Origin of the sequence: Limosilactobacillus panis DSM 6035 (assembly GCF_001435935.1) — a bacterium.
Classification (GTDB): domain Bacteria; phylum Bacillota; class Bacilli; order Lactobacillales; family Lactobacillaceae; genus Limosilactobacillus; species Limosilactobacillus panis.
This window is the reverse complement of the sequence record NZ_AZGM01000027.1, coordinates 13,132-37,236: the sequence shown is the minus strand read 5'-3', so window position 1 is coordinate 37,236 and position 24,105 is coordinate 13,132. Positions and strand designations below refer to the sequence as shown.

General features: G+C 47.9%; 19 protein-coding genes and 1 pseudogene. 7 read left to right on the top strand and 13 right to left on the bottom strand.

What is annotated here, in order from left to right:
- Positions 1-58: 58 nt before the first annotated feature.
- From hisS to FD32_RS02230, 3 genes are all read right to left on the bottom strand, one after another.
- Positions 59-1,336 (bottom strand): histidine--tRNA ligase, encoded by a 1,278-nt coding sequence (gene hisS, locus FD32_RS02240; protein WP_047770393.1) that lies wholly within the window; start codon positions 1,334-1,336, stop codon positions 59-61.
- Positions 1,337-1,631: 295 nt separating this feature from the next.
- On the bottom strand, positions 1,632-2,786 hold the full coding sequence (locus tag FD32_RS02235) for an MDR family MFS transporter (RefSeq protein ID WP_235803738.1): 1,155 nt from the start codon (positions 2,784-2,786) through the stop codon (positions 1,632-1,634).
- Between the two features lie 72 nt (positions 2,787-2,858).
- The gene (locus tag FD32_RS02230) at positions 2,859-3,479 is read right to left on the bottom strand and encodes an LVIS_2131 family protein (protein WP_047770389.1); all 621 of its coding nucleotides are present in this window, start codon (positions 3,477-3,479) and stop codon (positions 2,859-2,861) included.
- Positions 3,480-3,707: 228 nt separating this feature from the next.
- Here FD32_RS02230 and FD32_RS02225 point away from each other — a divergent pair, with 228 nt between their 5' ends.
- Complete coding sequence (locus FD32_RS02225) at positions 3,708-3,893, top strand: LBP_cg2779 family protein (RefSeq protein ID WP_047770387.1); 186 nt, start codon at positions 3,708-3,710, stop codon at positions 3,891-3,893.
- A gap of 91 nt (positions 3,894-3,984) precedes the next feature.
- Here FD32_RS02225 and FD32_RS02220 read toward each other — a convergent pair whose 3' ends face one another.
- The gene (locus tag FD32_RS02220) at positions 3,985-4,923 is read right to left on the bottom strand and encodes a LacI family DNA-binding transcriptional regulator (protein ID WP_047770385.1); all 939 of its coding nucleotides are present in this window, start codon (positions 4,921-4,923) and stop codon (positions 3,985-3,987) included.
- Between the two features lie 377 nt (positions 4,924-5,300).
- On the opposite strand from FD32_RS02220, the gene FD32_RS02215 reads away from it, so the two are divergent.
- Together FD32_RS02215 and FD32_RS02210 are read left to right on the top strand one after the other, a co-directional pair.
- Positions 5,301-7,010, top strand: coding sequence for a LysM peptidoglycan-binding domain-containing protein (locus tag FD32_RS02215; RefSeq protein ID WP_047770383.1), 1,710 nt, complete (start codon positions 5,301-5,303; stop codon positions 7,008-7,010).
- Positions 7,011-7,137: 127 nt separating this feature from the next.
- Positions 7,138-7,446 carry an ArsR/SmtB family transcription factor gene (locus FD32_RS02210; protein ID WP_047770381.1) on the top strand — a complete coding sequence of 103 codons (309 nt, stop codon included), beginning with the start codon at positions 7,138-7,140 and terminating at the stop codon, positions 7,444-7,446.
- A gap of 274 nt (positions 7,447-7,720) precedes the next feature.
- Here FD32_RS02210 and FD32_RS02205 read toward each other — a convergent pair whose 3' ends face one another.
- The 6 genes from FD32_RS02205 to FD32_RS02180 form a co-directional block, all read right to left on the bottom strand.
- Positions 7,721-7,954 carry a hypothetical protein gene (locus FD32_RS02205; protein ID WP_047770379.1) on the bottom strand — a complete coding sequence of 78 codons (234 nt, stop codon included), beginning with the start codon at positions 7,952-7,954 and terminating at the stop codon, positions 7,721-7,723.
- A 183-nt stretch (positions 7,955-8,137) separates the two neighbouring features.
- Positions 8,138-10,120: an ABC transporter ATP-binding protein/permease gene (locus tag FD32_RS02200; protein WP_047770377.1), complete on the bottom strand. Its 1,983-nt coding sequence runs from the start codon at positions 10,118-10,120 to the stop codon at positions 8,138-8,140.
- A 102-nt stretch (positions 10,121-10,222) separates the two neighbouring features.
- On the bottom strand, positions 10,223-10,897 hold the full coding sequence (locus FD32_RS02195; protein WP_047770375.1) for an ABC transporter ATP-binding protein: 675 nt from the start codon (positions 10,895-10,897) through the stop codon (positions 10,223-10,225).
- 11 nt (positions 10,898-10,908) lie between these two features.
- Entirely contained in the window at positions 10,909-11,979 is a 1,071-nt protein-coding gene (locus FD32_RS02190; protein WP_047770374.1) for an FtsX-like permease family protein, read from the bottom strand.
- A 1-nt stretch (position 11,980) separates the two neighbouring features.
- Positions 11,981-12,499 (bottom strand): TetR/AcrR family transcriptional regulator, encoded by a 519-nt coding sequence (locus tag FD32_RS02185; RefSeq protein WP_047770372.1) that lies wholly within the window; start codon positions 12,497-12,499, stop codon positions 11,981-11,983.
- Positions 12,500-12,634: 135 nt separating this feature from the next.
- Entirely contained in the window at positions 12,635-13,648 is a 1,014-nt protein-coding gene (locus tag FD32_RS02180) for a zinc-dependent alcohol dehydrogenase family protein (RefSeq protein WP_047770370.1), read from the bottom strand.
- A gap of 319 nt (positions 13,649-13,967) precedes the next feature.
- Here FD32_RS02180 and FD32_RS02175 point away from each other — a divergent pair, with 319 nt between their 5' ends.
- The 3 genes from FD32_RS02175 (at position 13,968) to thrS (ending at position 18,585) form a co-directional block, all read left to right on the top strand.
- Positions 13,968-15,575, top strand: a complete 1,608-nt coding sequence (locus tag FD32_RS02175) for an Nramp family divalent metal transporter (RefSeq protein ID WP_191980307.1) — start codon at positions 13,968-13,970, stop codon at positions 15,573-15,575.
- A 289-nt stretch (positions 15,576-15,864) separates the two neighbouring features.
- On the top strand, positions 15,865-16,452 hold the full coding sequence (locus FD32_RS02170) for a hypothetical protein (RefSeq protein WP_053003083.1): 588 nt from the start codon (positions 15,865-15,867) through the stop codon (positions 16,450-16,452).
- A 327-nt stretch (positions 16,453-16,779) separates the two neighbouring features.
- A complete protein-coding gene (gene thrS / locus FD32_RS02165) occupies positions 16,780-18,585 on the top strand; it encodes a threonine--tRNA ligase (protein WP_047770365.1) in 1,806 nt (601 codons plus the stop codon).
- A 70-nt stretch (positions 18,586-18,655) separates the two neighbouring features.
- Here thrS and FD32_RS02160 read toward each other — a convergent pair.
- Together FD32_RS02160 and FD32_RS02155 are read right to left on the bottom strand one after the other, a co-directional pair.
- A pseudogene (locus FD32_RS02160) lies at positions 18,656-19,904 on the bottom strand (MFS transporter).
- An 8-nt stretch (positions 19,905-19,912) separates the two neighbouring features.
- A complete protein-coding gene (locus FD32_RS02155; RefSeq protein WP_047770363.1) occupies positions 19,913-21,208 on the bottom strand; it encodes an alkaline phosphatase family protein in 1,296 nt (431 codons plus the stop codon).
- A 222-nt stretch (positions 21,209-21,430) separates the two neighbouring features.
- Between FD32_RS02155 and FD32_RS02150 the strand changes: the two genes are divergently transcribed.
- A complete protein-coding gene (locus FD32_RS02150) occupies positions 21,431-22,795 on the top strand; it encodes an APC family permease (protein WP_047770361.1) in 1,365 nt (454 codons plus the stop codon).
- Positions 22,796-22,854: 59 nt separating this feature from the next.
- Here FD32_RS02150 and FD32_RS02145 read toward each other — a convergent pair whose 3' ends face one another.
- Positions 22,855-23,823, bottom strand: coding sequence for an IS30 family transposase (locus tag FD32_RS02145; RefSeq protein ID WP_047769456.1), 969 nt, complete (start codon positions 23,821-23,823; stop codon positions 22,855-22,857).
- Between the last annotated feature and the right edge of the window lie 282 nt (positions 23,824-24,105).

Genomic DNA, 24,105 nt, shown 5'->3' with positions numbered 1-24,105 from the left:
GAGAAACCTTTGTTTTCTCACCAGCCTCTTTTTTTGCAGTTTCAATGCTACCCAATTTTTACTTCAGATACTTAGCGGGGTCTGCAACAAAGTCCGCAACCTTAACGTCTACGGTATCCTTAGTTGCCGCATTCTTTAACTGGAACTGACCTTCACTTACTTCACGGTCACCAAAGACAGCGAAGTACCTAGCATTGCGTCGGAAGGCTTCCTTGATTTGCTTGCCAACTTTCACGCCACTATAATCCTTGTCTGCCACGATTCCCTGCTGGCGGACCTTGTTAAGAATTTCAAATGCCAGGTTGTCACCCTTGTCATCGGCACTTGCCAAGAAGAGGTCCAACTTATCGACGGGGGCGAAGTCCGGGTTCTCTTCCTTAAGGAGGATCATCAACCGTTCTACCCCCATTCCGAAGCCGATTCCCCCTTCTTCTGGGCCACCAAGTTGGGAAATTAAGCCGTTGTAACGACCACCGGCGCAAACCGTCGTGTAGCCGCCACCAAAGACTGGTGAATCGGACATGATTTCAAAAATGGTGTGGTTGTAGTAGTCCAACCCCCGGACCATGTTACTATCAATCTCATAACCAATCCCGAGTTCCTTTAAGAGGGCCTGGACCTGGTCAAAGTAGGATTGGGATTCGTCGTCCAGGTAATCCAGAATTGATGGGGCGTCTTCAACAATCTTCTTGTCTCCCTCATCCTTACTATCAAGGACCCGGAGGGGGTTCTTGTAGAGCCGTTCCTGGGAGTCCTTGCTTAGTTCGTCATAATGGGGCTTCAGGTAGTTGATCAAGGCTTCCCGGTAGTCCTTTCTAACCTGTTTATCACCAAGCGTGTTGATAACTAACTTCACATTTGGCACCCCGAACTGCTTGAAGAGGGTCATCGCCATCGCAATAACTTCAACATCAATTTGTGGTGACTCGTTGTTCAGAGCCTCAACACCGATTTGGTGGAACTCACGTTGACGACCGTACTGTGGCCGTTCGTAACGGAACATGGGGCCCATGTAGTAAACCTTGTACGGCTTTGGGTATTCCGGACCGTAAAGTTTATTTTCTACGTAAGCCCGGACAACCCCCGCGGTACCTTCTGGTCGGAGGGCAATATGACGGTCACCCTTATCGTGGAAGTCATACATTTCCTTTTCAACGATGTCTGACGTATCCCCGACGTTCCGAGAGAAGACATGGTAGTCTTCAAACATTGGCGTCCGGATTCCCCGGTAACCGAATTGCCGGAAAACTTCCCGGGCTTTTGCCTCAACCTTTTCCCAAACATTTGTTGTGCCTGGTAGCAAGTCTGCTGTTCCTTTTGGCTTTTGATAATCCATTTCTGTTTCTCCTTTCATCAAAAAAAGCCCCCTAAGGCCATTCAACCTTAGAGGGCGATTTACTCACTGTCCCACCTCTATTTACAGTAACCTCACAGTTACTGCCTCACGAAGTCATAACAACTTCACGATGATAACGGGTCGTCCCGGAAGCAACTACTTGATTCACCGCTCCAGCTCAGTAGAGGTGGATTCGCAACCACCGCCAGCTCTCAGCTAAACTGGCTCTCTGTTAAGGCGTGGCTGTTTTTGCCCTACTTCTTTGCAATTACATTAGTGATTTTAACATAGGTCACTAATTTTGGGTATTATTATTTCTATTATCTTTTAAGCGGCGCCACGAAAGGACGGCGCAGAAAACGAACAAGAGGGTAATCGTCATCATTAAGAAAACAGAAATGAAGAGCTCTTGGTAATTGCCCCGTTCGATAACAAAGCCACCGTAGAGGGGTCCAATTGCCCGACCTACCGAAATCGTAATGTTAAGCAGACCTTGGTAGTGCCCCGCCTCATTTACATCTGTCAGCTGGGCAATCCAGGCGGGAAGGCCCGCAAAACTCGTCATTTCACCGATTGTCAATATTATAAAGTCGATGATAAAAGCCCAGAGATTCCGGGCAACAATGAGGAAGAGAAACGATGATGCAAAAATCAAGATCCCCACCATGATCTGGTTGGAGAGCTTGACGTAGGGGCTAAGCTTGTTCACCAGGGGCTGACCAACAATGATCAACAGACCATTTAAAGTCCAGAGCATACTATAAGCATAGAATGGGATCCCCATGTTAGTCATATGAACGGCCATCACGCTTTCCCAGAGGGAGTAGCTAAGGTGGATGGTCATAAAGTTGAGGAGAATTAACCAGATCAATACTAAGGCTCGGTGGTGGGTCGCCATTGACCGCTCCTTCCCCGTTGGCTGCTTAGCTTTGGGCGGCAAGCTCACCCGGACATTAAGGGCCAAAATAACTACCAGAGTTAGGAGAACGTAAAAGGCGGTAGCAACACTAAAGACCAGAACGACACTAATTGGTAACAAGACCCCGACAGCCAGGGTCCCGATAACGACCCCCACGTTGAAGGCCATATAAATGTAGTTGAAGACATAGCGCGAACTGTGGTCGGTGACCAGGGCGCCGTAGGAATTGACGATGGTCATGTTAATCCCATCACCAAAGCTATTGAGCATCATTAAGACCGCAAACCAGGGCCAATCGTGCGCAAAAATCAGGGCAAAAATGGCCAGTGTTGAGATACTGACCCCCATGACGGCGGTCCGGTACTGGTCCCAGTGGTCGAAAAGCCAACCACCAAGGTAGTTTCCCGTCATCATGCAGATCGACATGAAAAGCATTACAACCCCCGCAGTCGTCAGTGTTTCGTGCAGATAATTATGCATGTACATCGTTGTCAGCGGCCATAAAAAAGCAGCCCCGGTGTTATTTAGCAAACTTGCCAGGGCCACCCACTTTAATTTACGCTTGTCTGCTTTTTCATTATCCTCCCAACTTTCTTGCCATCCCTACCGTTCGTGGACCATTTCTGATGATGGAACCCGTAGTAAAGTATAAACTTCTGCCGTCCGGTTAGCACGAAGGCCTAGTCCGTTTAGCAGGGTATTCTTGTAGTTAACCGTCATTTCAGCCGCAAATGCGTGCCCCGTCTGCCGGTCTTGCTTCTTCAACTTTGCCTTGTCCCACGGTAGACTGCTTGCGTCTAGTGTGATGATCCGGTCCCCATCAGCTACCGAGCCGTAATGGGAATTGGTTGTGTAACGGTTACCGTTTGCCCAGTAAGTATAAGAGACAATCGGGTGCTTACCGTTTTGGCTTCGGGTTGCCATAACGTAATAGTAGTCATTGTTCTTGTTGTGGATCTGCAACGGTGAGTACTTCATTGTGATTCGCGTTTCATTGTGGTTATTGATGTCTGCCTGGCGGAAGAAAGTCAGATAAAGCATCCCGCCCAGCCAAATGGCGGCGACCAGCAGTAAAGCGACGTAACGCCAAAAGGGTTTAGGTGAAAAGGCCTTCTTCGTCTTAGCGATTAACATCAGTTGTTGAACACGAATGTAATGAATTACGTAGCAGAAAAACACGATCGCTAGAATCCACAGTAGCCAACCTAACCAGTTCCAAGTCATAATCTCTTTCGCTCCATTTCTTCGTCATGATTCTATACTCTGATTATCACACATATTGGAGTTCTTGTCCCCACCCACCAATGGAATTTAAGATTAATTTTTGCTTTTCTTTTTGTAAATCCGCAAACTGTGCTAAACTAAATTTTGGTGTAAATTTTGTTCCAGCAAAGGACATAAGAATAATAATGTAGTTGAAAAGCTGCCCGAACATCAAGGAGGAATTAATTCATGGACAATTTGAGTGAGTTAGCCAAAGAACTAATCAAATTTGAGCGTGATAACGACTTAAATGATAATGAAGTTGCTTTTGGAAGCCACCTATCAGTAGAGCGGATTCACGATATTAAATCATCAAATTCTGCCGCAACTTCTGAAGAAGCCGAATTACTCCAACGTTTTATGCAAAGTAAGTAATTACGGGACCAACCTCGTGGGACTCGGGTCCACTTACCACCAATAAAAAGAGCAAGCTAGTAATCAAAATGATTGCTGACTTGCTCTTCTTTTATTCATGAAATTCAACTGGTAAGGTAACTGACGAAACGGCGGCAGTTGGTTCAGTTACCCGCTTAAGAAGGGTCTTAATTAAGGCGGCGGCTAACTTGGGGATTGGCTGAATAACCGTCGGCAGTTGGGGAGCAATGCAACGAATCAGCTGTGAACCATCATAGCCAGTGATGAAGAAGTCCTGTCCCATCCTTAATCCCTGTTGCTGATAAATCGCGGCAATTTCAAGAGCCTGGACATCGTTTGAGGCCACCACCCCATCGTAAATACCAGGGAAGGTCGTTGAAAAGTCAAGGTCTCCTAAAGCCAGCGGGTCAAAGCTGCGGTGCATTTCCGTCAACCGGTCCAGGGCCCCCTGCAGCCGGTTCAGCGTTGGTGAAGCAGACGTATCTTCATCAACAATCACTGCAATGTGGCGGGCGTTTTTCCGTAGCAAGTATTCCACGGCGAGTTGGCCGCCGCGGTAGCTATCAGAGGCAACGATAGGAATGTTGTCAGCCAGGTAGCGGTCAAAGGAAACGATGGGCGCGGAGATTTGATGGTACTCCGCAATGTCCAGGTTATGGGAACCAGAAATAATCCCGTCGACCTGATTGGCCATCAGCATACTAAGGTACTCGTGTTCAATTTCGGGATTTTCCGCCGATGACGCAATGATTGCCTTATAGCCTTGATTAAAGAGTTGGCGCTCAAGTTCATTGACTAACTCCGCAAAAAAGGGGTTGGTCAGGTTAGGGAAAATCAGGCCAACAAACTTAGAAGGCTTCCCCTGCATTGCCCGCGCTAGCGCATTGGGCTGGTAGTTAAGCTCCCGCATAGCTTCATGAACCTTTTTAATTGTTTTGGCGCTGAGTGATCCGTAATTATTGATTACCCGTGAGACGGTCGTTACGGAAACCCCAGCCAGTTGTGCAACATCTTTTAACTTTGCTACCATGTTAAATTTCCTCGCATCCCAAGTGTTAAACTACTTCATTATAGCCTAGTGCCACCCCAACTGGAATCACTTTCTTTAATTTAGTAGAGATTAAGCATGAAATTACTGTCATCTATTAAAAATGTTTTTCACGTGATAAAGTGGAATCAAAAGGCCAAAGTTAGTGGTTAAATTAGTTATTTTAAACTGTTCAAAATATAAATTTACTTATTTTATTTCTAATAGTTCATTGACGCATATCAAAAATAATGCTACTTTAATTAATAGTGAAATCTTAATAACTTCTTAACTTTTTTGTGCAAAATTATTCAGGGAAGAAAGACAGTCTTCCGATTATCTTTCAACTATCACTTTTAAATGACAGGGGAGCTTAATCAATGAATCAACAGGTAAACGCTAATTCAAAGCACTTCAAAATGTATAAAAGTGGTCGCAAGTGGATGGTTGCCAGCTTAACTGCGGTAACACTGCTCACTGCTACTGGGGTCGTTGCCCACGCTGACGAAAACAACGCAAACGACCAACCGGCAGCCGTTTCAAATGTTAATACGGACAGCCAAGCAGCTAACCAGCAAAGTACTGCAGTAAATAATGTGGCACCGGCATCTGCCAGCACGGCAGCCTCACAAGCAGCGACGGCCAATACCAGTGCTACTAACCAGGACAACAGTGCTCAGGCTACTTCAACACAGAGCTTTGCTGCCCAGACCAACACTCAACAGGTTAACTTAAACTCACTTCACTTTAGCAACAATGCCTCATCCCAACGCTTTATTGAAAGCGTAGCGCCGGGGGCAATTAACGGTTGGAACAAGTACGGTGTTCTACCTTCCGTAACCGTTGCTCAAGCAATCATCGAAAGTGGCTGGGGCCGGTCTGGTTTAGCTACGCAAGCCCACAACCTCTTCGGTATCAAGGGCTCGTATAACGGTAACTCGGTTACTATGCCGACTCGTGAAGTATACGGTGGCCGGTCTGTTTACATCAACGATGCCTTCCGTGCTTACGCTAACAACTCACAATCCGTTGAAGATCACGGAGACTTCCTATATGTCAACAGTTGTTACCATAACTTGCTTGGCGACACTAATTATGCTTCTGTTGCCCGGAAACTACAGGCCGATGGTTACGCAACCGACCCTAACTACGCCAACGCATTAATCCGGATGGTCCAGACTTACGGATTAAATCAACTGGATTCCGTAGCCATCTCTGGTAAGACGGTTATCAATAAGCAGCAAAATGATAACTCATCGAGTAGTTACGCAGGCAGCACTAACTACTACACCGTTCATAGTGGCGACACTTTATCCAGCATCACTAACCGCTTCTCCACAACGGTTAACACCCTGGCCCACTTAAACGATATTCAAAATGTCAACCGGATTTACGTTGGCCAACGACTCCTCGTTCGTCAGTCAGCACCGGTCAACAACCATAACACCACGACGACTACCACGACAACGCCTAACCAAAATCACACCGTTGCACCGGTCAACAATAACAACACAGTTAAGACATACACCGTCAAGAGTGGGGACACTTTGTCCGCTATTGCTAACCGGTTTGGTATGAATTACATTCAGCTGGCGCAAATCAATAACATTCGAAACGTCAACCGGATTTACGTCGGGCAAACTTTACGGCTGCAAGCACAAGTCAATAATAGTACGGTTAGTCAACCGGTCCACAATAATACCAATAACGTTAAACCGGCACCAGCACCAGCACCGACACCAACTACTAACAACGCTGCTTACACTGTTAAGAGTGGGGACACCTTGTCCGGCATTTCAAGCCGCTTTGGGGTTTCCTATGAACAGCTGGCCCGACTTAACAACATTGCCAACCCAAACCGGATCTATGTTGGGCAGGTCCTGCGAGTAAATGGTCAGGCCGCACCACGTTACAACAACTACAGTCGGTCATCGGCAACGGCTAGTGTCCGGGGTGGCTACACCGTTAAGAGTGGGGACACCCTCTCTGGTATCGCTGCACAGTACGGCCTCAACTGGCATACTTTGGCACAACGTAATAATTTACAAAGTCCCTACACCATCTACGTTGGACAACGACTGGCCTTCTAATCATTTGGAAAATTTGTTTATAAAAAGCAAAAGTGCTTAACAGCCTTTTGCTTTTTTGTCGTTTAAATCCTAAAATAAGGTGTAATATAGTTAGTTCGTTTTAGCGTAAGAAAGTAAGGGAGAGCTAATGGCGACGCGTATTTCTGGAGAATTACCAAATATTATCAAAATCAGCAGGCTTTTCAAGGTTCTTGGTAATCCCAAGCGACTGCAATTAATCTACCTTCTGATTCAAAAATCAATGAGCGTTTCAGAGATTAGCTCGGCACTAAAGTGGGAGCAATCCGGCGTTTCCCACCAGCTGCAGCTGCTCCGGAAGTATAACCTAGTCCAGCAGCACCGTCACGGTAAAGTAGTTATTTACCACCTTGACGATCCGAAAGTAATGACCCTAATTGCCGACGCCCTTAGTCATGCAGAAGACATCGTTAAATAAAAAGTCTCCGTATGACTATAGACGGAGATTTAAAGGCGTTACGACGCGGCGCCTGTTAGGTTTCCCATAATTACGTTGTCATTCAGAAAGCAAAAAGGATGAGGCTGGGAGAAAACTTTGTTTTCTCACCAGCCTCATCCTTTTTGTATCTCCAAACATTAGGAATTAGGGAAAGCCATCGGCTAGCTTCGCGCCGAAGCGTATTCCTCGTGTCTAGCGCCGCGCAGCAAGTCTATTAACTGATACTTTTCCCAACTTTCCCTTTAGCGCCTTTTCAGACAAACTTGAGTTGGAATTGGTCGTCACTCTGAATATCCTTAACCGTGACGCTTTCCCCGTCATGAAATTGGTCCTGGTCCACCCAAAAGCCAGGATGTTCATGGCTGTAAAATTTAAAATTGTAGTATGGTGCTGAGCTCTCTTCACTGACCGTCATCACCCCTTGAGAACCATCGGAGCAATGAATCGTTTGCGTCTTATCATTATCATGGACAAAAATCGTTGTCACTTCTAACACCTCCATTATGTATTATAACATAACTTTGGTATACCTAAAAATAAAAAGTATTGTTGTTTAAATTAATAATCAATTATGCTGATAATGTTAATTAATCAGCACTTACTCCACACATAAAGAAAGGACCCGCCACGTTCTTACACACGCAAAGGGTCCCTTCTTTATTTTGTTATATTAGTCAGCCGCCAAGGCATCAATTGGGTTCAGACGGGCCGCACGTCGAGCCGGTAACAGTGCTGCAATGAAGGAAATCACTACCGCAACCGCAAAAGCGAAGATAACGTTCCCGGCCGTTATTTGGACGATATTGTATTTGATCATCCCGTATAAGGTGTGGTTCAAAATCACGGTCACGACAATGACAATAACCAATGCTAAGACCGCTGAGAATAGTCCAATAAAGATTGATTCTGACGTAAACAGGCGACGAATGTCCTTCTTCCGCTCACCAAGTGCCCGCAGAATCCCAATCTCCTTGGTCCGTTCCGATACCGACATATACATCGTCACAATAATCATCAATGCGGAAACCAGGAGTGAAATTCCAGCAATGGCCGCCAGGATGGTTGAAGCAAGGTGAACGTAAGTGTTAACCGTCTTCAGGATTGAGCCAACCGTAATTGCCCCAAACATGCGCTCACCCTTAGCATTCTTGAGGTTGTTAATGCGGTTATCAACCTTTTGGACGTCAGAGAGGCTGCTAGCACTCACCGCCACAAAGTTCGGGCTGGTGACGGCACCGCTGTCCCGCAGCATTCGTTGCATTGTACCGTAGCTGACCGTTGTCTGGGCACTGGCCCCTTCACTGAGGCCGGCCACCTTCACAGTCCCGTTAATGGCAACGGGGTCCCCCTTACTGTTTACCCATTTAAAGGAAATATTAACCGGCTTGCCAATAATCTTGCGGTAGTTCTTTGCATCGGTCAGCTGGCTGGCCTGCTGCTTCGTCAAGACAATCTCATTGCTGCCCGGCCGGTGACCATGCTTGATTGAGCTAGATGTCACTGACTTATTCCAGGTCGTCAGTGTGGTTCCACTCTGTTGCAGTTTCTTGTATGACAGACGGTAACCACTGATTATGTTCCCCTTTTGAACGCTGGCTACCCCATCAACTTTACCTAGTCGGCGAAGGGCGCCACTATCGATCATCATTGACTGGGGATCCGCGGAAAGGTTTTGCATTAATGACGATTGAATCTGGTCCTGGGTTAGATGTTTCCCAGTCGGGTTCTTAAATACCGTAATTGAACGGGGATTGGTCAAGGAATTAATTTGGTTCTGAATGTAGCCATTAATTCCATTGCCCAGACCGCTGAACAGAAGGACGGCAAAAATACCAATTGCCGTTCCCAGCATAATTAGCGAGTTACGCCAGAAGTTATACATCAGGTGTTTAAAAGACATCCGGTAGCTAGCCATCGCCGGGAGCTGTTGGGACTTAACCACTGTGGGGTCCTTAGGAAGGTCATAAGCTGGTCGAAGCCGCTCGTCTCCGTCAATTTTGCCATCGGCCAAGTGTACGACCCGGGTTCCATGGTCCGCAACTTCTTGAGAATGGGTAACCGCAATGACGAGCTTGCCATCCTTGGCAATTTGGTCTAGCAGGGTCAGAACCTCCTGGGTATTTTGCGAATCAAGGGCCCCCGTGGGTTCGTCAGCAATGATAATCTGGGGATCACTGGCAAGGGCCCGGGCAATTGCTACCCGCTGTTTCTGCCCCCCAGACAAGTGGTTAGGATGTTTGTGGGCCTGGTCGCTCAAGCTAACCTGGTCAAGGAGCTTTAGTGCCCTCTTGCGCCGCTCTTCCCGAGAAAGTGCGGTCATGTCCAAAGCCACCAGGACATTATCTAACACCGTTAAATGGGAAATCAGGTTATATGACTGGTAGATGTAGCCGACCATTGACCGCCGGTAGTCATCCAACTGCTTTTCTTGCTTATGGTCAAGTGGGGTCCCCTTAATCAGAACCTCACCGGAAAAGTTACGGTCCACCCCCCCAATGATATTCATCAGAGTTGATTTTCCCCCACCGGACTCACCTAAAATCGAAACAAACTCGCCCTGCTCAAATTGAAGGTCAATCCCTTTTAAAACCGGAAAGGCTTGTTTATCAAGATAGTAGGCTTTCTTAATATTGTGTAATTCTAAAAAAGCCATTATTTTCTCCTTACGATTATTTAGCTTAATTATACCAAAACCTGCTTAAGGTAAGGAAATCCTCAAGCAGGCTTTATCAAAAATTTATTTCCCGGGAAATATTTACCTTTCCATAGTGAGCTTACCATCCATCAACTGGTAAATGTGGTCGGCAAAATCCCGTAACCGCATATCATGAGTCACGACTACAATTGCCTTGTGGTGCTTAACAGCCATGTCCTTAAAGAGGCGGCCAACAATCTTTACCCGGTTACTATCAAGGGCCGCTGTCGGTTCGTCCGCTAGGATAATTGGTGGGTTAGGGTACAGGGCCCGGGCAATCGCTACCCGTTGGTTTTGCCCACCAGACATCTCATCTGGATAATGGTTGACGAGTTGGGAAATATCGAGCTCTTCAAGGAGGTTATCCAACTCTTCCTGTGACATGTTTCCAATTTTTTTAATCCGACGAACCAGGGCAAACTGATCCGTCACGGTCAGATAAGGGAGCAAATTGTATGACTGGAGGACAAAGCCAATCTTATTCAGCCGCAGCTGGTCCCGTTCCTTGGTTGATAATTTTTCCAAAGTCTCCCCTTCAACGGTAACTGTCCCCGTGGTTGGTGTTTGAAGGCCTCCAGCAATCGTCAAAAAGGTGCTCTTACCGGAACCAGAAGGGCCCAAGATCAAGCTTAGTTCACCCAAGTCAGCCGTAAAGTTAACATTATCTAACACCTGGACTTTACTGATTCCCTTACCAAAGTCCTTACTGATGTTTTTGAGTTTAATTACAGACATTGCGTAACCTCCTAACTGTTGAGGGCCCTTACTGGGTCAACTTTCATAATCATCCGTACAGGTAGTAGCGCCCCAATTCCCCCAAGGAGGATAAGAATGATGGAGATCAGGCCAATCAATGGCCACTCCAAAACCAGCGGGACCGTCATCGGCATCAGCCAGGCCGTCAGTAGGGTCAGAACCAGGCCACCACATATCCCGGTGATCGTCAGGATAACAGCCTGGTCAATCGTTGCCCCAATCAGGTGACGGGCCGAAATTCCCTGGGCACGGAGTACCGCATAGTTGGGCATCTTCTGCATCGTTAGGATGTAGAGGAAGACCGCAATAATTACAAGAGAGATCACCATTAAGAAGCCAATCATGAACATGAAGGTACTGTTCTCTGCCGCGTAGCCAGGAAGTTTTTGGATAAACTTGGCAATTGGGTAGTGGGCCAGCTCCTTAAACCGACTAGCCCCCTCCCGCTGGTTACTAATGATCCCACTGGCAACTACTTGCGGAGCAGCCCCCCGGAGTTCGCGCCAGGTTGAAAGGCGACCATAAACCACCGGGGCAACGTTCAACTGGGAATCTTTAGCAAAGCCTACCAAGCGGTAGTTTTCTGCCGTTGAATTGAGCTTCACCTTATCACCCAGCTGGTAGCCCTTCACCTTTAAACTCTCGTCAGCAACCAGCTCATGCTTATTTTTCGCATGACGACCGGCAACCAGGGGCATATTGTCTTTAGCGATATACTGGCCAGCATCAAGGCCAATAAACTGCACGCTTTCCTTGTGGGCCTTCTTCTTTGACCGGGTCATGACCGTTGCCGTTTGGCCGACGAGGGCCTCATGCTTATTGAGGGAGTGGTCTGCCAGCTGGTCCTTAGTGATGACAGATTGGCCCAGATTATCGTTGGCGTTCTTATTCAAAAACACCGTCTGGGCACTCCATGTCGTCAAAGCGGCCTTATTTTCGTTTGCCAGGCCCAGCATCATTCCCATTAGAATAAACATTAGGTAACTAATCATCACAATCATGGCAATAATCAGCCCATACCGGACCTTTTCGTGTTTAATTTCTTTTAAAGCTAAAAACATCTTATTCCTCCTTTGCCAGGAGCGCCGTCAAAGCGGCTTTTAATCGTTTCAATATTTGGTCACTGTTGTCCGGACAACGTAACCCTTCCTTGATTGCCTCGTGGACCAAGGTCATAACGGCCCACTCAGTCGCCGTCACCGGGCGCAACGTGGAATCGATCGGCTGCAGTAACGCCTCATTAACGGCAAAGTGCCGCTTTACCAGCTCATAATAGGGACTGGCATTTACTTGCTTAATAAAGGCGGCGACCTGATCAACGTACGCCGCAGCAGATTGAAGGCGGTGGGCACGAATATCGTAGTCGTGAAGCGCGAACAGTGCCTTGCGATACAAGTAGGTATACGCATCTGTCAGATCGGTAAAGTACTTGTAGAAGGCTCCCCGGGCAATTCCGGCGTCCTTAACAATCCGCGCTACCTGGGCGTCTGCCAGGTTGTGGGCGCTAAATTCAGTTAACAATGCCTGCCGGACAGTTTCTTGCTTAGCTGCCGGCAGATTTTCAAAGGTTTTGCTTGGCACATTTAACTCCTCCTCAAGTGACACAGTGTCACCAAACTGCATAACCATCATAGCAAGTTGGTGACACTGTGTCAACGTTGTTGAAATAAAAAAACATTTCCCGGGAAATAATCCTGGGGAATGTTTTCATAATCATTAAGCTTCTTCACCGGCAAGCTTAACAACGGCCTTGGAGACATTTTCAATCCGGTCGTTTACAAAGTCGTCCACTTGGTCGATTCCAAATTCATGGGAAAGAAGTGGCAAAACATCAACCTCACCAGATGCCATCAGGGCAATTGAGTCTTCGAAGCAGTAAGGGTTGATGAAGGCCCCTTGAATCTTCAACTGCTTTTGGAAGACTTCGTAACTGTTAATGGAGAATTTGTCGTCTGGGTTACCAACCCCAAACATTGAAACTTGGCCACCACGGGCAGCAGCTTCAACGGCTTGTTCTTGGGTTTCGGGACGACCAACGGCTTCAATTACAATGTCATATTCGTTAGTCGGAATCTTTTCGCCCTTCTTGGTGTTAATAGTCTTGGCACCAAAACGGTCGTGGTTAAGTTTCAGCTTTGCGTCGTTTCGACCACTCAGGGTAACTTCGCTAACCCCGTAAGCCTTCAGAGTTTGTACGAATAATTGACCCATGAAGCCATCACCGATAACCAATGCCTTTTGGTATGGATGGATCTCCAGCAGGTCAACACCGTGAACAGCACATGATAATGGTTCCGTTACGGCAGCTGCCTTCAATGAAACACTGTCAGGGATCGCGTAAACAACTTTTGCAGGTGCTGTGAAGTAGTCCTCAAATCCACCGTCACGGGTAACTCCAACAGCGGACAGGTTTTCACACAGTTCAGGACGAGAAGTTCGACAGTACTTACATTCACCACAGTAGATGTTGGGGTCAACTGTTACCCGGTCACCAACCTTGACGTTCTTAACGGCAGCACCAACCCTGGCAACTACCCCCGAGTTTTCGTGACCCAGGACGATTGGCGGAACGGCACTAGCCGATCCCGGCAAGCCAGCATATAAGGCGTGGTCTGTCCCGCAAATACCAGCGTAGGCGGTGTGGACAAGTACTTCGTCAGGCTTTACTTCTGGGGTTTCAACATCCTTAACTTCAAGCTGTTTAGTCCCTGTTAATACAAGTGCTTTCATAATCAATTCTCCTTATATAATGTAATCTGCATAATTATAGTGAAGAATTACACTAGTTGTCAAACGTTTGACAAAAGTAACCGTTTCCAAATAAATATATGAAGAAAACTTCAAAATTTCTTAAATTTATTTATAATAGTCGCGAAACCGCTTTATCGGTATTAGTAGCTACCTATCAGCGCAATCGCTATTTAAGCTCAGCGCGATAAAATGCCTTGAGGCCGGCAATCTTCCGTTGAAATGTAATATTTTTTATGCTAACCTAACAAAGTATTCGAATTAAGTTAATTTTGATTGTTGGTCAAGTTAACAAAATAAGATGAAAGGTGGATTTGGCGTGGATAACACAAAAAATCAACACAAGAAGTATCACTTGATAGAGTATGCTAACGGTAAGTCACTCGAAGAAATTAACGGAACGGTCGAGGTTCCTCATGGCAAGGGCTTCTTTAAGACCTTGTTTGCTTACTCTGGACCTGGTGCCCTCGTTGCGGTTGGGTACATGGATCCAGGTAACTGGGCTACTTCAATCACCGGTGGTCAAAGCTTCCAATACACCCTGATGACTACTATCTTGATTTCAAGTTTGATTGCGATGTTACTACAATACATGGCGGCTAAACTCGGAATCGTGAGCCAAATGGACCTTGCCCAGGCAACACGGGCACGGACCGGTAAAGCGTTAGGGATTATTCTTTGGATTATGACGGAATTAGCCATCATGGCCACCGATATTGCGGAAGTTATTGGTGCGGCGATTGCCTTAAACCTCCTCTTCCACATTCCGTTGATCCCATCAGTATTCATTACTGTTCTTGATGTTTTAGTTCTGTTACTTTTGACAAAGATTGGTTTCCGGAAGATCGAAGCAATTGTTGCATGTTTAATTCTGGTTATCCTGTTCGTCTTCGCATACCAAGTTGCTTTGTCACGGCCTGACTGGGCCGCTGCCTTTGCTGGCCTGGTACCTTCTGCTAAGGCGATTGCCCAGCACCCACAAATTGGTGGAATTACGCCACTGAGTGGTTCTCTGGGGATCATCGGGGCCACGGTTATGCCGCACAACCTGTACCTGCACTCCGCTATTTCACAAACGCGGAAGATGGACCACAACGACCTTAACAGCATTCGGCAAACTGTTCGTTTTACCACTTGGGACTCCAATATTCAGCTGTCTCTGGCCTTCGTTGTTAACGCCCTCCTGCTGATCATGGGGGTTGCGGTCTTCAAGTACGGTGCCGTTAAGGATAGTTCATTCTTCGGTCTGTACGATGCTTTGAACAACACCTCAATGCTTTCCAACCCAATTCTGATTGCGGTTGCTAAGTCCGGGATCCTGTCAACGCTGTTCGCTGTTGCCCTGCTTGCTTCTGGTCAAAACTCAACCATTACTGGTACCTTGACCGGGCAGGTTATCATGGAAGGTTTCATTCACATGAAAATGCCACTGTGGGCACGGCGGTTAGTTACCCGTATCATTTCTGTTATCCCTGTTCTGGCTTGTGTTGCCATGACGAGCGGTGAATCCGTGATCCAACAACACTCGGCTTTGAACCTGCTGATGGAAAACTCACAGGTCTTTCTGGCCTTCGCCTTACCATTCTCAATGTTGCCATTACTGATGATGACTAACAGTGAGGTTGAAATGGGTGAATTCAAGAACCGGATGTGGGTTAAGGTTTGTGGTTGGGTCTCAGTTATTGCCCTGACCTTCTTGAATCTGTACAACCTGCCTTCAACTTACGAAGGCTTCGGTGTTTGGTCTAAGGGCACTTCCGATGTTCTTGCTTACCTGACCATTGTTGTCATCCTGGTCCTGCTTGCTTGGACCTGTGTTGAACTCTACCGTGGTGACAAGCGTTTTGCTGCTGAAGGCAAGGGCTTTGGTCAACAAGAAGAGGAAATGAAGAACTCTGCTAAAGACTAATTTCTGAATCAAATATCTATCTAACTTAAATGGTGGATGAGAAAAGGGAATAACCTTTCTCACCCGCTATTTGTTTTACACCATAACCTACTATTCTTCACTTTTTCATTACGTGTTCACAACTTTTTCATGGATTAGGGGTAAGGTTAAAACAATCCTATAAATCCCCCAGATAGATTAAGAAACAGCGGTCATTCACCTCGTGTTTGGTCGTTGTTTTTCTTTTGTCACCCCCAATCAATGCTATAATATGGAAATGAATGCTATTTAGCCAGATGAGGTGAAATCATTGAATAATAATCAAGACAAGCGGCCGAGCCGTGTACAACTATACGATAGCCAGCCTAAGAAACGGGGGAACCGTCGTCCTCGTTTAAGTAGCAAAGCTAAAAAGAAAAAGGTATTTGGAAAGAAGCCTAACCGGAGCAAGCGGACCTTTAAGCTCCTCTTAACCCTCCTGCTTGCAATTCTTTTAGTGATGGTCATCATCTTCGTTGTTAAGCAGCAGAACCCGGTTAACACCACCAATAACGATGACACGACGGTGACGACAAGCTCCAAGAAACACAAGAAGAAGAGCAGCAGTCACCACCACCGGCAATCAAGCACGACTGACGACGATGACGATGATAATACCGGGACTAGTGACACCTACACCGTCACAACCACGCCTCACCAATCAAGCAGTCAGCAGTCCAACCAAGGACAAAGCAATGGTGGTACCAGCACGGGCAGTCAAAGTCAACAGGGTAACCAAAGCAACGGAAACGGCTCCAATAGTAATAACCAGAGCCAAGGTAACAGCAGCAATGGTGGTAACTCAAGCGCCACCACGACCGTCCCAAGTACCCCATCGACTGGCGGAAATAATAATTAATGAAAATTTTTTATCAAATCCCTTGCCAAGCCGATTTTTGGTGTTATAATTTTAGTCAGTTGAAGGATATGTATTTACTGAGTGCTCAACCAGGGAGACGTAACCTAGGCTGGAAGTTATGTCGAGTCGACCGTTAAATATACCACCTTCCTACTTTTATCGGCCGAAATAAGGCTGGTCGGGTCGTGTCCGTTACCACACCATAGAGAGAGTAGTAATACTCTGAACATGGGTGGAACCACGCTAACTATGTTAATTAACGTCCCTAATGCTTGTTATCAAACAGGCATTAGGGACGTTTTATTTTTTATAAAGGGAGAGATTTTTATGGCTCAAGTTGCAGTTATGTCCCCAGATGGATCAGTAAAGAAAATCGATCGGGACTCTAAAGAAGGGTTACAAGCCCTTCGGAAGCTTTCAGCTCTGATGCTGAAGGCCGCTTTGAAGCAAGAATTCAAGGGAATTCGTCTTGGCGAATCTAGCTTTGACGAAGATGGTTTCCACGTTGACTCCGACAAGGATGACCAACAAGTTTCCGCTGACGAACTGCCCGCACTGGAAGACGTTGTCAAGGGCATGGCCAAGGATGACGTCAAGGTTGAATTTGCCGAAGTTGCTGTTGACGACGCCCTGGCAGAAGTCAAGGACGACAAGTTCTCCACTGAATTGATCAAGGAAAACGCCAAGGATGGCAAGGTTGCCATGTATGTTCTCGGTGACGTCAAGGCCGTTGCCCAGGATGACATCTTGGTTTATGGTGACGTTGTTAAGAACCTCAAGCTCTTATCCGTTGCCGGTGCTTACTGGAAGGGCATGTCCTCCAACCCAATGCTGCAACGGATCTACGGGACCGTCTTCTACAAGAAGGACGAATTAGCTGACAACTTGAAGAAGCGTCAAGAAGCTAAGGAACGTGACCACCGGGTTATCGGTAACAAGCTTGACCTCTTCTTCGTTGACCCAAAGGTTGGTGCCGGTTTACCATACTGGATGCCTAAGGGGGCCACTATTCGGCGGACAATCGAACGTTACATCATTGACCGTGAAGTTGCCGATGACTACAAGCACGTTTACACCCCAGTTCTGATGAACCTGGATGCCTACAAGACTTCTGGTCACTGGGAACACTACCGTGACGACATGTTCCCACCAATGGACATGGGTGACGGTGAAATGCTTGAACTGCGGCCAATGAACTGTCCAAGCCATATTCAAATTTACAAGCACCACATCCGTTCCTACCGTGACCTGCCACTGCGGATTGCCGAACTGGGAATGATGCACCGTTACGAAAAGTCTGGTGCCCTTTCCGGTCTGCAACGGGTTCGTGAAATGACTTTGAACGATGGTCACACCTTCGTTGCCCTTGACCAAATCCGGACTGAATTCGCCAAGATCCTGAAGCTGATCATGTCCGTTTACAAGGACTTTGACATTACCGACTACAGCTTCCGTCTCTCCCTTCGTGACCCTAAGAACACGAAGAAGTACTACGCTAACGACGAGATGTGGGAGAAGTCCCAAAAGCTGTTGAAGGCTGCCATGGATGACCTGAACCTTGACTACTACGAAGCCGAAGGTGAAGCTGCCTTCTACGGTCCAAAGCTGGATATCCAAACCAAGACGGCCCTGGGGAACGACGAAACCATGTCCACTATTCAACTGGACTTCATGCTCCCTGACCGCTTCGGCTTAACTTACGTTGGTAAGGATGGTAAGGAACACATGCCAGTCATGATCCACCGTGGTGTGGTTGGGACCATGGAACGGTTCGTTGCTTACCTGACTGAAATCTACAAGGGTGCCTTCCCTACCTGGTTAGCTCCTGAACAAGTTCACATCATTCCAGTTAACGAAGATGCCCACGGTGCTTACGCCGACGACCTTGCTAAGAAGCTGAAGGCCGCTAACATCCGGGTCGTTGTTGACCACCGGAACGAAAAGATGGGCTACAAGATTCGTGAAGCCCAAACTCAAAAGGTACCATACACCCTGGTTGTCGGTGACGACGAAATGAAGAGTAATGGTGTCTCTGTCCGGAAGTACGGTGAAGAAGCCCAAAACGAAATGAGTCAGGATGACTTCATGAACGAAATCCTCGCTGACATCGCTTCATACTCCCGCAAGAACTAATTACGTCCCCTATAAATAAAAATATCCCTGACGTTCGGATCATTACCGAATGTCAGGGATATTTTTTGTATTAGTCGCCATTACTTAGCTTGGGCAGGGCCAGGAAAATTACCAGCCCAACCGCGAACAGGACGCTAAGCGAAGCCACGCCCACCGTTGAACGCCCCGTCCACTGGGTGACGAGCCCCACAACCAGGGGCCCTATAGTGGCGGAGAATTTACCCAAAATGTTGTAGAAACCAAAGGACTCACTTGAAGCGTCCTTCGGAATTAACTGGCCAAAGTATGACCGGCTGAGGGCCTGCAGCTCACCCTGGCTCGTCCCAATTAAGATTGCCAAGAACCAGAAGTCAAACAGGCTGTCAAGCTTCAGCGCGTACAGGCAGATGAACAGGTAGACGATGATGCCCAAGAGAACCGCCAGCCGGGTTGAGGCCCGTTTCGCCAGCCACCCGTACAAAAGGGAGAACGGGAAGGCAATCAGCTGGACCATCAGTAAAACCATCATCAGCATTGTCGTGTTCACGCCGAGGTCCTTCCCAATCGCGGTCGCCATGGTGAAAATGGTATCGACCCCGTCAATGTAGAAGAAGTAAGCGACCAAGAACCAGGAAATCCGCCGGTACTTTCTAATATGACGAAAGGTGCGCCCTAAGCGGCGGAAACTATCAGTCAGCGGGTCCTGAACGGCCTGAACGCTAAAGCGCTGCTGGCCGTGCTGGAGAAGGGGCCAGGCAAAAATTACCCACCAGACGGCCGCGAGGACAAAGCTGAACCGGGCCACCCCAAAACTGGACAACAACCCGCCAAAGCCGTTTGTTAACTGGGCACCAAGGAAAATGATAAAGGCCAGCACGCCCCCCCAGGTACCACATCCCATAGCCGGTGGACGATACCAGGTCCATTTGCCGGTCGTCAGCAACATCCGTCAAGAAGCTATCGTAAAAGAGGTTCCCGCCGGAGTAACCGATAATACTCAGGATATACAGGCCCAAAAGCCATTGCCAGTGGCGGGGTGACACCACCGCCAGGCCGAGCGTCAAGATAATCCCTGTCCAGGTAAAGACGTTTAGCCACCGCCGCTTCGAACGGGGGTAGTCCGCAAGCGCCCCGAGCAAGGGGGCTAGCAAAGACACTACCAGGGTGCCGAAGCTATTGGCATAGCCCCAGAAGGCGGTGGAGTCGGCGGCACTGACTCCACCGCCTTGGGCAACCGCCTTGAAGTAGACCGGCAAAACGGCGGTAATCACGAGGATCCCGTAACCGGAGTTTGCCCAGTCGTAAAAAATCCATTGCCACTGTTGCTTAGTGAATTTCACAGTTTCACTCACTTTCTAAATATTTCTTCAATTGCCTGCCCAGCGGTCGGTGCTGGGTAGTGGAGACCGAGTAAGCGCGCGAAGGTTGGGCCCTCGTCAACCAGGTGGGCACCAGCAACCGTTGCGCCTGCCTGGACATCCGGCCCTGCAAAAACTGCCGTGGTGAAGTAGTTCGGTTGGTCGGGCCCGTACCCGTGAACACCATGGTAACGGTCTGGGGCCCCGATGGGATCAGGGTCAACCTCTTCCACCACTGCGGGCCGGTTAACCTCGTCCGTAAAGTAGTAACCCGGTTGGGCCTCAACCAGGAAGGCCGCTTTAGGGTCGGCGCCCAGCTTAACCGCCTCTGCACCATCGTAAATATGTTGAACCCCTTCGGCCCGGGCAATCAACTGCTTGACGTCGCCGTAGTCAATGTCGTGCCCCCGCACGTAGACGTAGGTTTCCCCGTCACAGGTTTTCGCGGTCACCTTCCAGTTATTCTTAAAGGTGGTCTTACCATCAATCGGGCTCAGCCACCCTTCCCGGGCGAAGAGCATATTCAAGTGAATCATTTTGTGGACGTTAATCTGGTAGTGGTCCCCTAAAATTACGAAGTTCGTCCAGTCATAGGTCCCGGCATCCTTGGTCGCCCGAATCAGGCGGGCCACCCGGCCATAAAGCCGCTGCAGAGCCGCCTTTGCTTCCTTCGACCGTACCCCGTAACGGTGCCGCATACTATCCATATCTACCAGGTGAATCAGGGTTAGGTCGGGCCGCTTGTTGCGGAGGGTATCGACAGCACAGGCGGTCACAAAGTCATCCAACCAGGGTTGCTTGATCCCGTGGCGAAGCTTCCCGTAGCGCTGGTTCATCTTGAGGAGAAACCACGGCGAGCTGGCCGTAAGGGAGACCAGCACCTGGTTCGTCCAAATCCGGTTAGGGAAAATTTCGGCCAGGTTGTAGTTAATCTTGCTCCCCGCAGTGACTGGCCACAGAAATGCGGCCGTGGTCATTCCCGCAGCCCGAGCCACGTCATAAAGCGGTGTGGCCTTGACGTCCTTACGGTACCAATACCAGTCTGGTGACTGCCGCCGCGGCTGGACCTTCGTGTTATTAACAATCCCGTGCACCGCCGGATATTGCCCAGTGATAATCGACGTGTGGGACGGGTAAGTCAGTGTTGGGTAGATGCCCCGGACACGCTTTACCCACGTCCCCTGCTGGATCAGCTTATCAAGGTTTGGCACCAGGTCGCGCAGTTCGGCCAGGTCACGGTAGCCAAGGGAATCCAGTGAGATTACAACAAGCTTATGTTGGGTCATGATTGTTACTTCCTTTTTCAAAGTTACCCTTCTATTTATGATGGATTAGGAAGAAATGCGAAACCTTTTTACCCGGAGGAAATTTTGGGCGGTGGGCCCCGGGAAAAAAGCCCCCTCCCGCCGGAAAATACTAATAATGTTAAGCACCATAATTTGAATCATTGCTTTATTTAATGTAAACTTAAGGTTCGGACATATATAGAGAAAGGAATCGAAACAATTATGAAAAATCAGATTGGCAAAGGCAGTGGCCCGAAGGAAAAGACTCTCGGACTATTTGACCTTTCAATCCTTGGAATTGGCGCAATCATCGGTACAGGGATCCTCGTCCTCACCGGAATTGTCGCGTCAACCGATGCGGGCCCCGGAATCGTCTTTTCGTTTTTGATTGCGGCTTTAGCGAGTGGGTTGATTGGGCTTTGCTATTCGGAGCTCACCACCAGCTTGCCGAATTCCGGAAGTGCGTTTTTCTACGCCTGGGTATCAATCGGTAAGTTTGTCGCGTTTCTCGCCGGCTGGACCCTGATTGGGGTCTACATCACCACCACGGCAACGGTTGCCAACGGCTGGACCGGGTATGTCCAATCATTCTTAGAAGTTTTGGGAATTAACCTCCCCCACCAGTTCCTCGTCAACCCCGCCGCTGGTGGTTACATCAACCTGCCTGCGGTCCTGATGATCATCCTAATGACCATCATCCTCACTCGGGGAACGAGCGAAAGTAAGCTGGTCAACAACTTCCTGGTTGGGGTCAAGATATTCATTATCGTCTTGTTTATCGTGGTCAGCGTCTGGGACGTCAAGGCCACCAACTGGCACCCCTTCCTCCCGTACGGCGCGAAGGGAATCTTCACCGGTGCATCAGCGGTTTTCTTCTCCTTCCTGGGCTTTGATGCCCTCGCAACGTCGGCGGAGGATGCCAAGGACGTCGGCCACACAATTCCCCGGGCAATCGTCCTCTGCTTGACGGTCTCCACAACCCTCTACATCCTAGTCAGCCTAGTGATGACGGGGGTCGTGCGTTACACCAAGCTAAACGTTTCCGAGGCGATGTCTTACGTACTGCTCAGTGAGGGTCATAACTATGTCGCCGAGATTGTCTCTTTAGGGGCGGTCCTCGGCATCATGGCCGTGGTGTTTGCCTTTATTTATGCCGGGTCCAACATTCTTAAGTCAATGAGCCGGTCCCGCTTTTTACCCAAGGGCTTTGCCAAGTTAAACGCCCATACCCAGAGTCCGAACCGGGCAATCTGGCTAATCGGCCTGGCCTCCGCGGTGTTTGCTGGCGAGTTCGACCTCCACTACCTGGCCCTGATTGCTAACATTGGTTCCCTGATGGTCTTCATGCTCATCTCCTTGATTGTGATTATCCTCCGGTATAAGTACCCGGAACTGGAGCGGCCATTCAAGGTCCCGTTTGGCAACGTAATCCCTACCTGTTCAATCTTGGTTTGCCTGGTCCTGCTGGTCAGCATCTCGCTTAAGGCATGGTTAACCTACCTGCTGTGGATTGTCATCGGGTTGATTGTCTATTTCGCCTACTCACTCCGGCACGCGGACGAGTTTAACTTTACTGAAGATAAATAATTTATTGCGGGTGGCCTGCTAGGCTAGCCGCTTTTTTAGTCCCGAAATGTCAATTTAAATTAGAAAAAGGTTGAGAGTTGTTCATCTGTGACACAACTTAAAAATACTTCGAGTGGTGTGCGGTAATTAAGTGACTTTCGTGGGATGTTATTTCTGCGATGCATTAACTGAGTAACTAATGCATCAGGTAAATGGCGAAAGTCTAATTGTTTACTGAGACCGTCACGGCGTAGAATACCATTATTATTCTCATTCAAGCCTCGTTGATTTGGTGCACCAACCTCCGCAAAGTAGGTGTGGATATCATGCTTATTGGCGATATCACGCCAACCAGCAAACTCTTTTCCATTATCAAAGGTAATTGATTTAACCAAATGACGCGGCATTTTAGAAAGCCACTTATCTAAGTGATAATTAACAGCTTCATCAGTTTTATTGTGAACGTTAAGGATAATCATAACTTTAGACTGCCGTTCTACGAGGGTCATTACCGCGCCATGATGAGCTTTCCCTTGTACAGTATCAGCTTCAAAGTGACCAAACTCGTGCTGGTAATGAGGAAAATCACGATATCGTTGGTAAATACTGCGACCGAGACGCCCAGCCTTACCACGATGTTCAATATAACCATTCGGGTGTCGTTTGCCTTTCATCGGTAACTGTTGAACACTGAAATTATATTGTCCCCGAGCAAACATCCGGTAAAGCGTCCGCATACTACAACTAATAGTCTGTTCTGCACGACCGATAATCGTGTCAGGCGTCCAACCAGCCTTACTTTGTTCGTTGATGTAACTAATCTCGGCTTTAGAAAGTTGAGCTTTTCTGCGTCCACAGCGTCGTTTATTACGTTGGTAGGCTTGTAAGTACTGCTCAATTGTCTTACCGCTATCGAGAAAGCGATAAACACGGTAAACAGTTTCCTGGCTTCGCTTGAGGAGTTTAGCGGCTTGATAAGCCTTCGTCCCTTGGTTCCAAAAATCAGCTATGAGGGTTAGTTCACGTGTGGTAAGATGTTTATAGGTCATTTGTGATGTTCCTTTACTTTTGTTTGTGGTTATTCAAAAGTCTATCACAAATGGCTTTTTATTTTTCTAACTTAATTTTACAAACGGCGAGTTATTAATTTTCCAATCGGTGTTGACAATTAAATTAGAATCCATTAAGATAATGACAATCAAATTAAGAAATGCTTAGAAGAGATGAGTAAGCAGGCGCAGCCATTACAGAGAACCGCGGTTGGTGGAAAGCGGGATGGCGAGACCTGTTGAAGATGGTCTTGGAGCAATGTTCGGGTGGCGAGCCAGCCG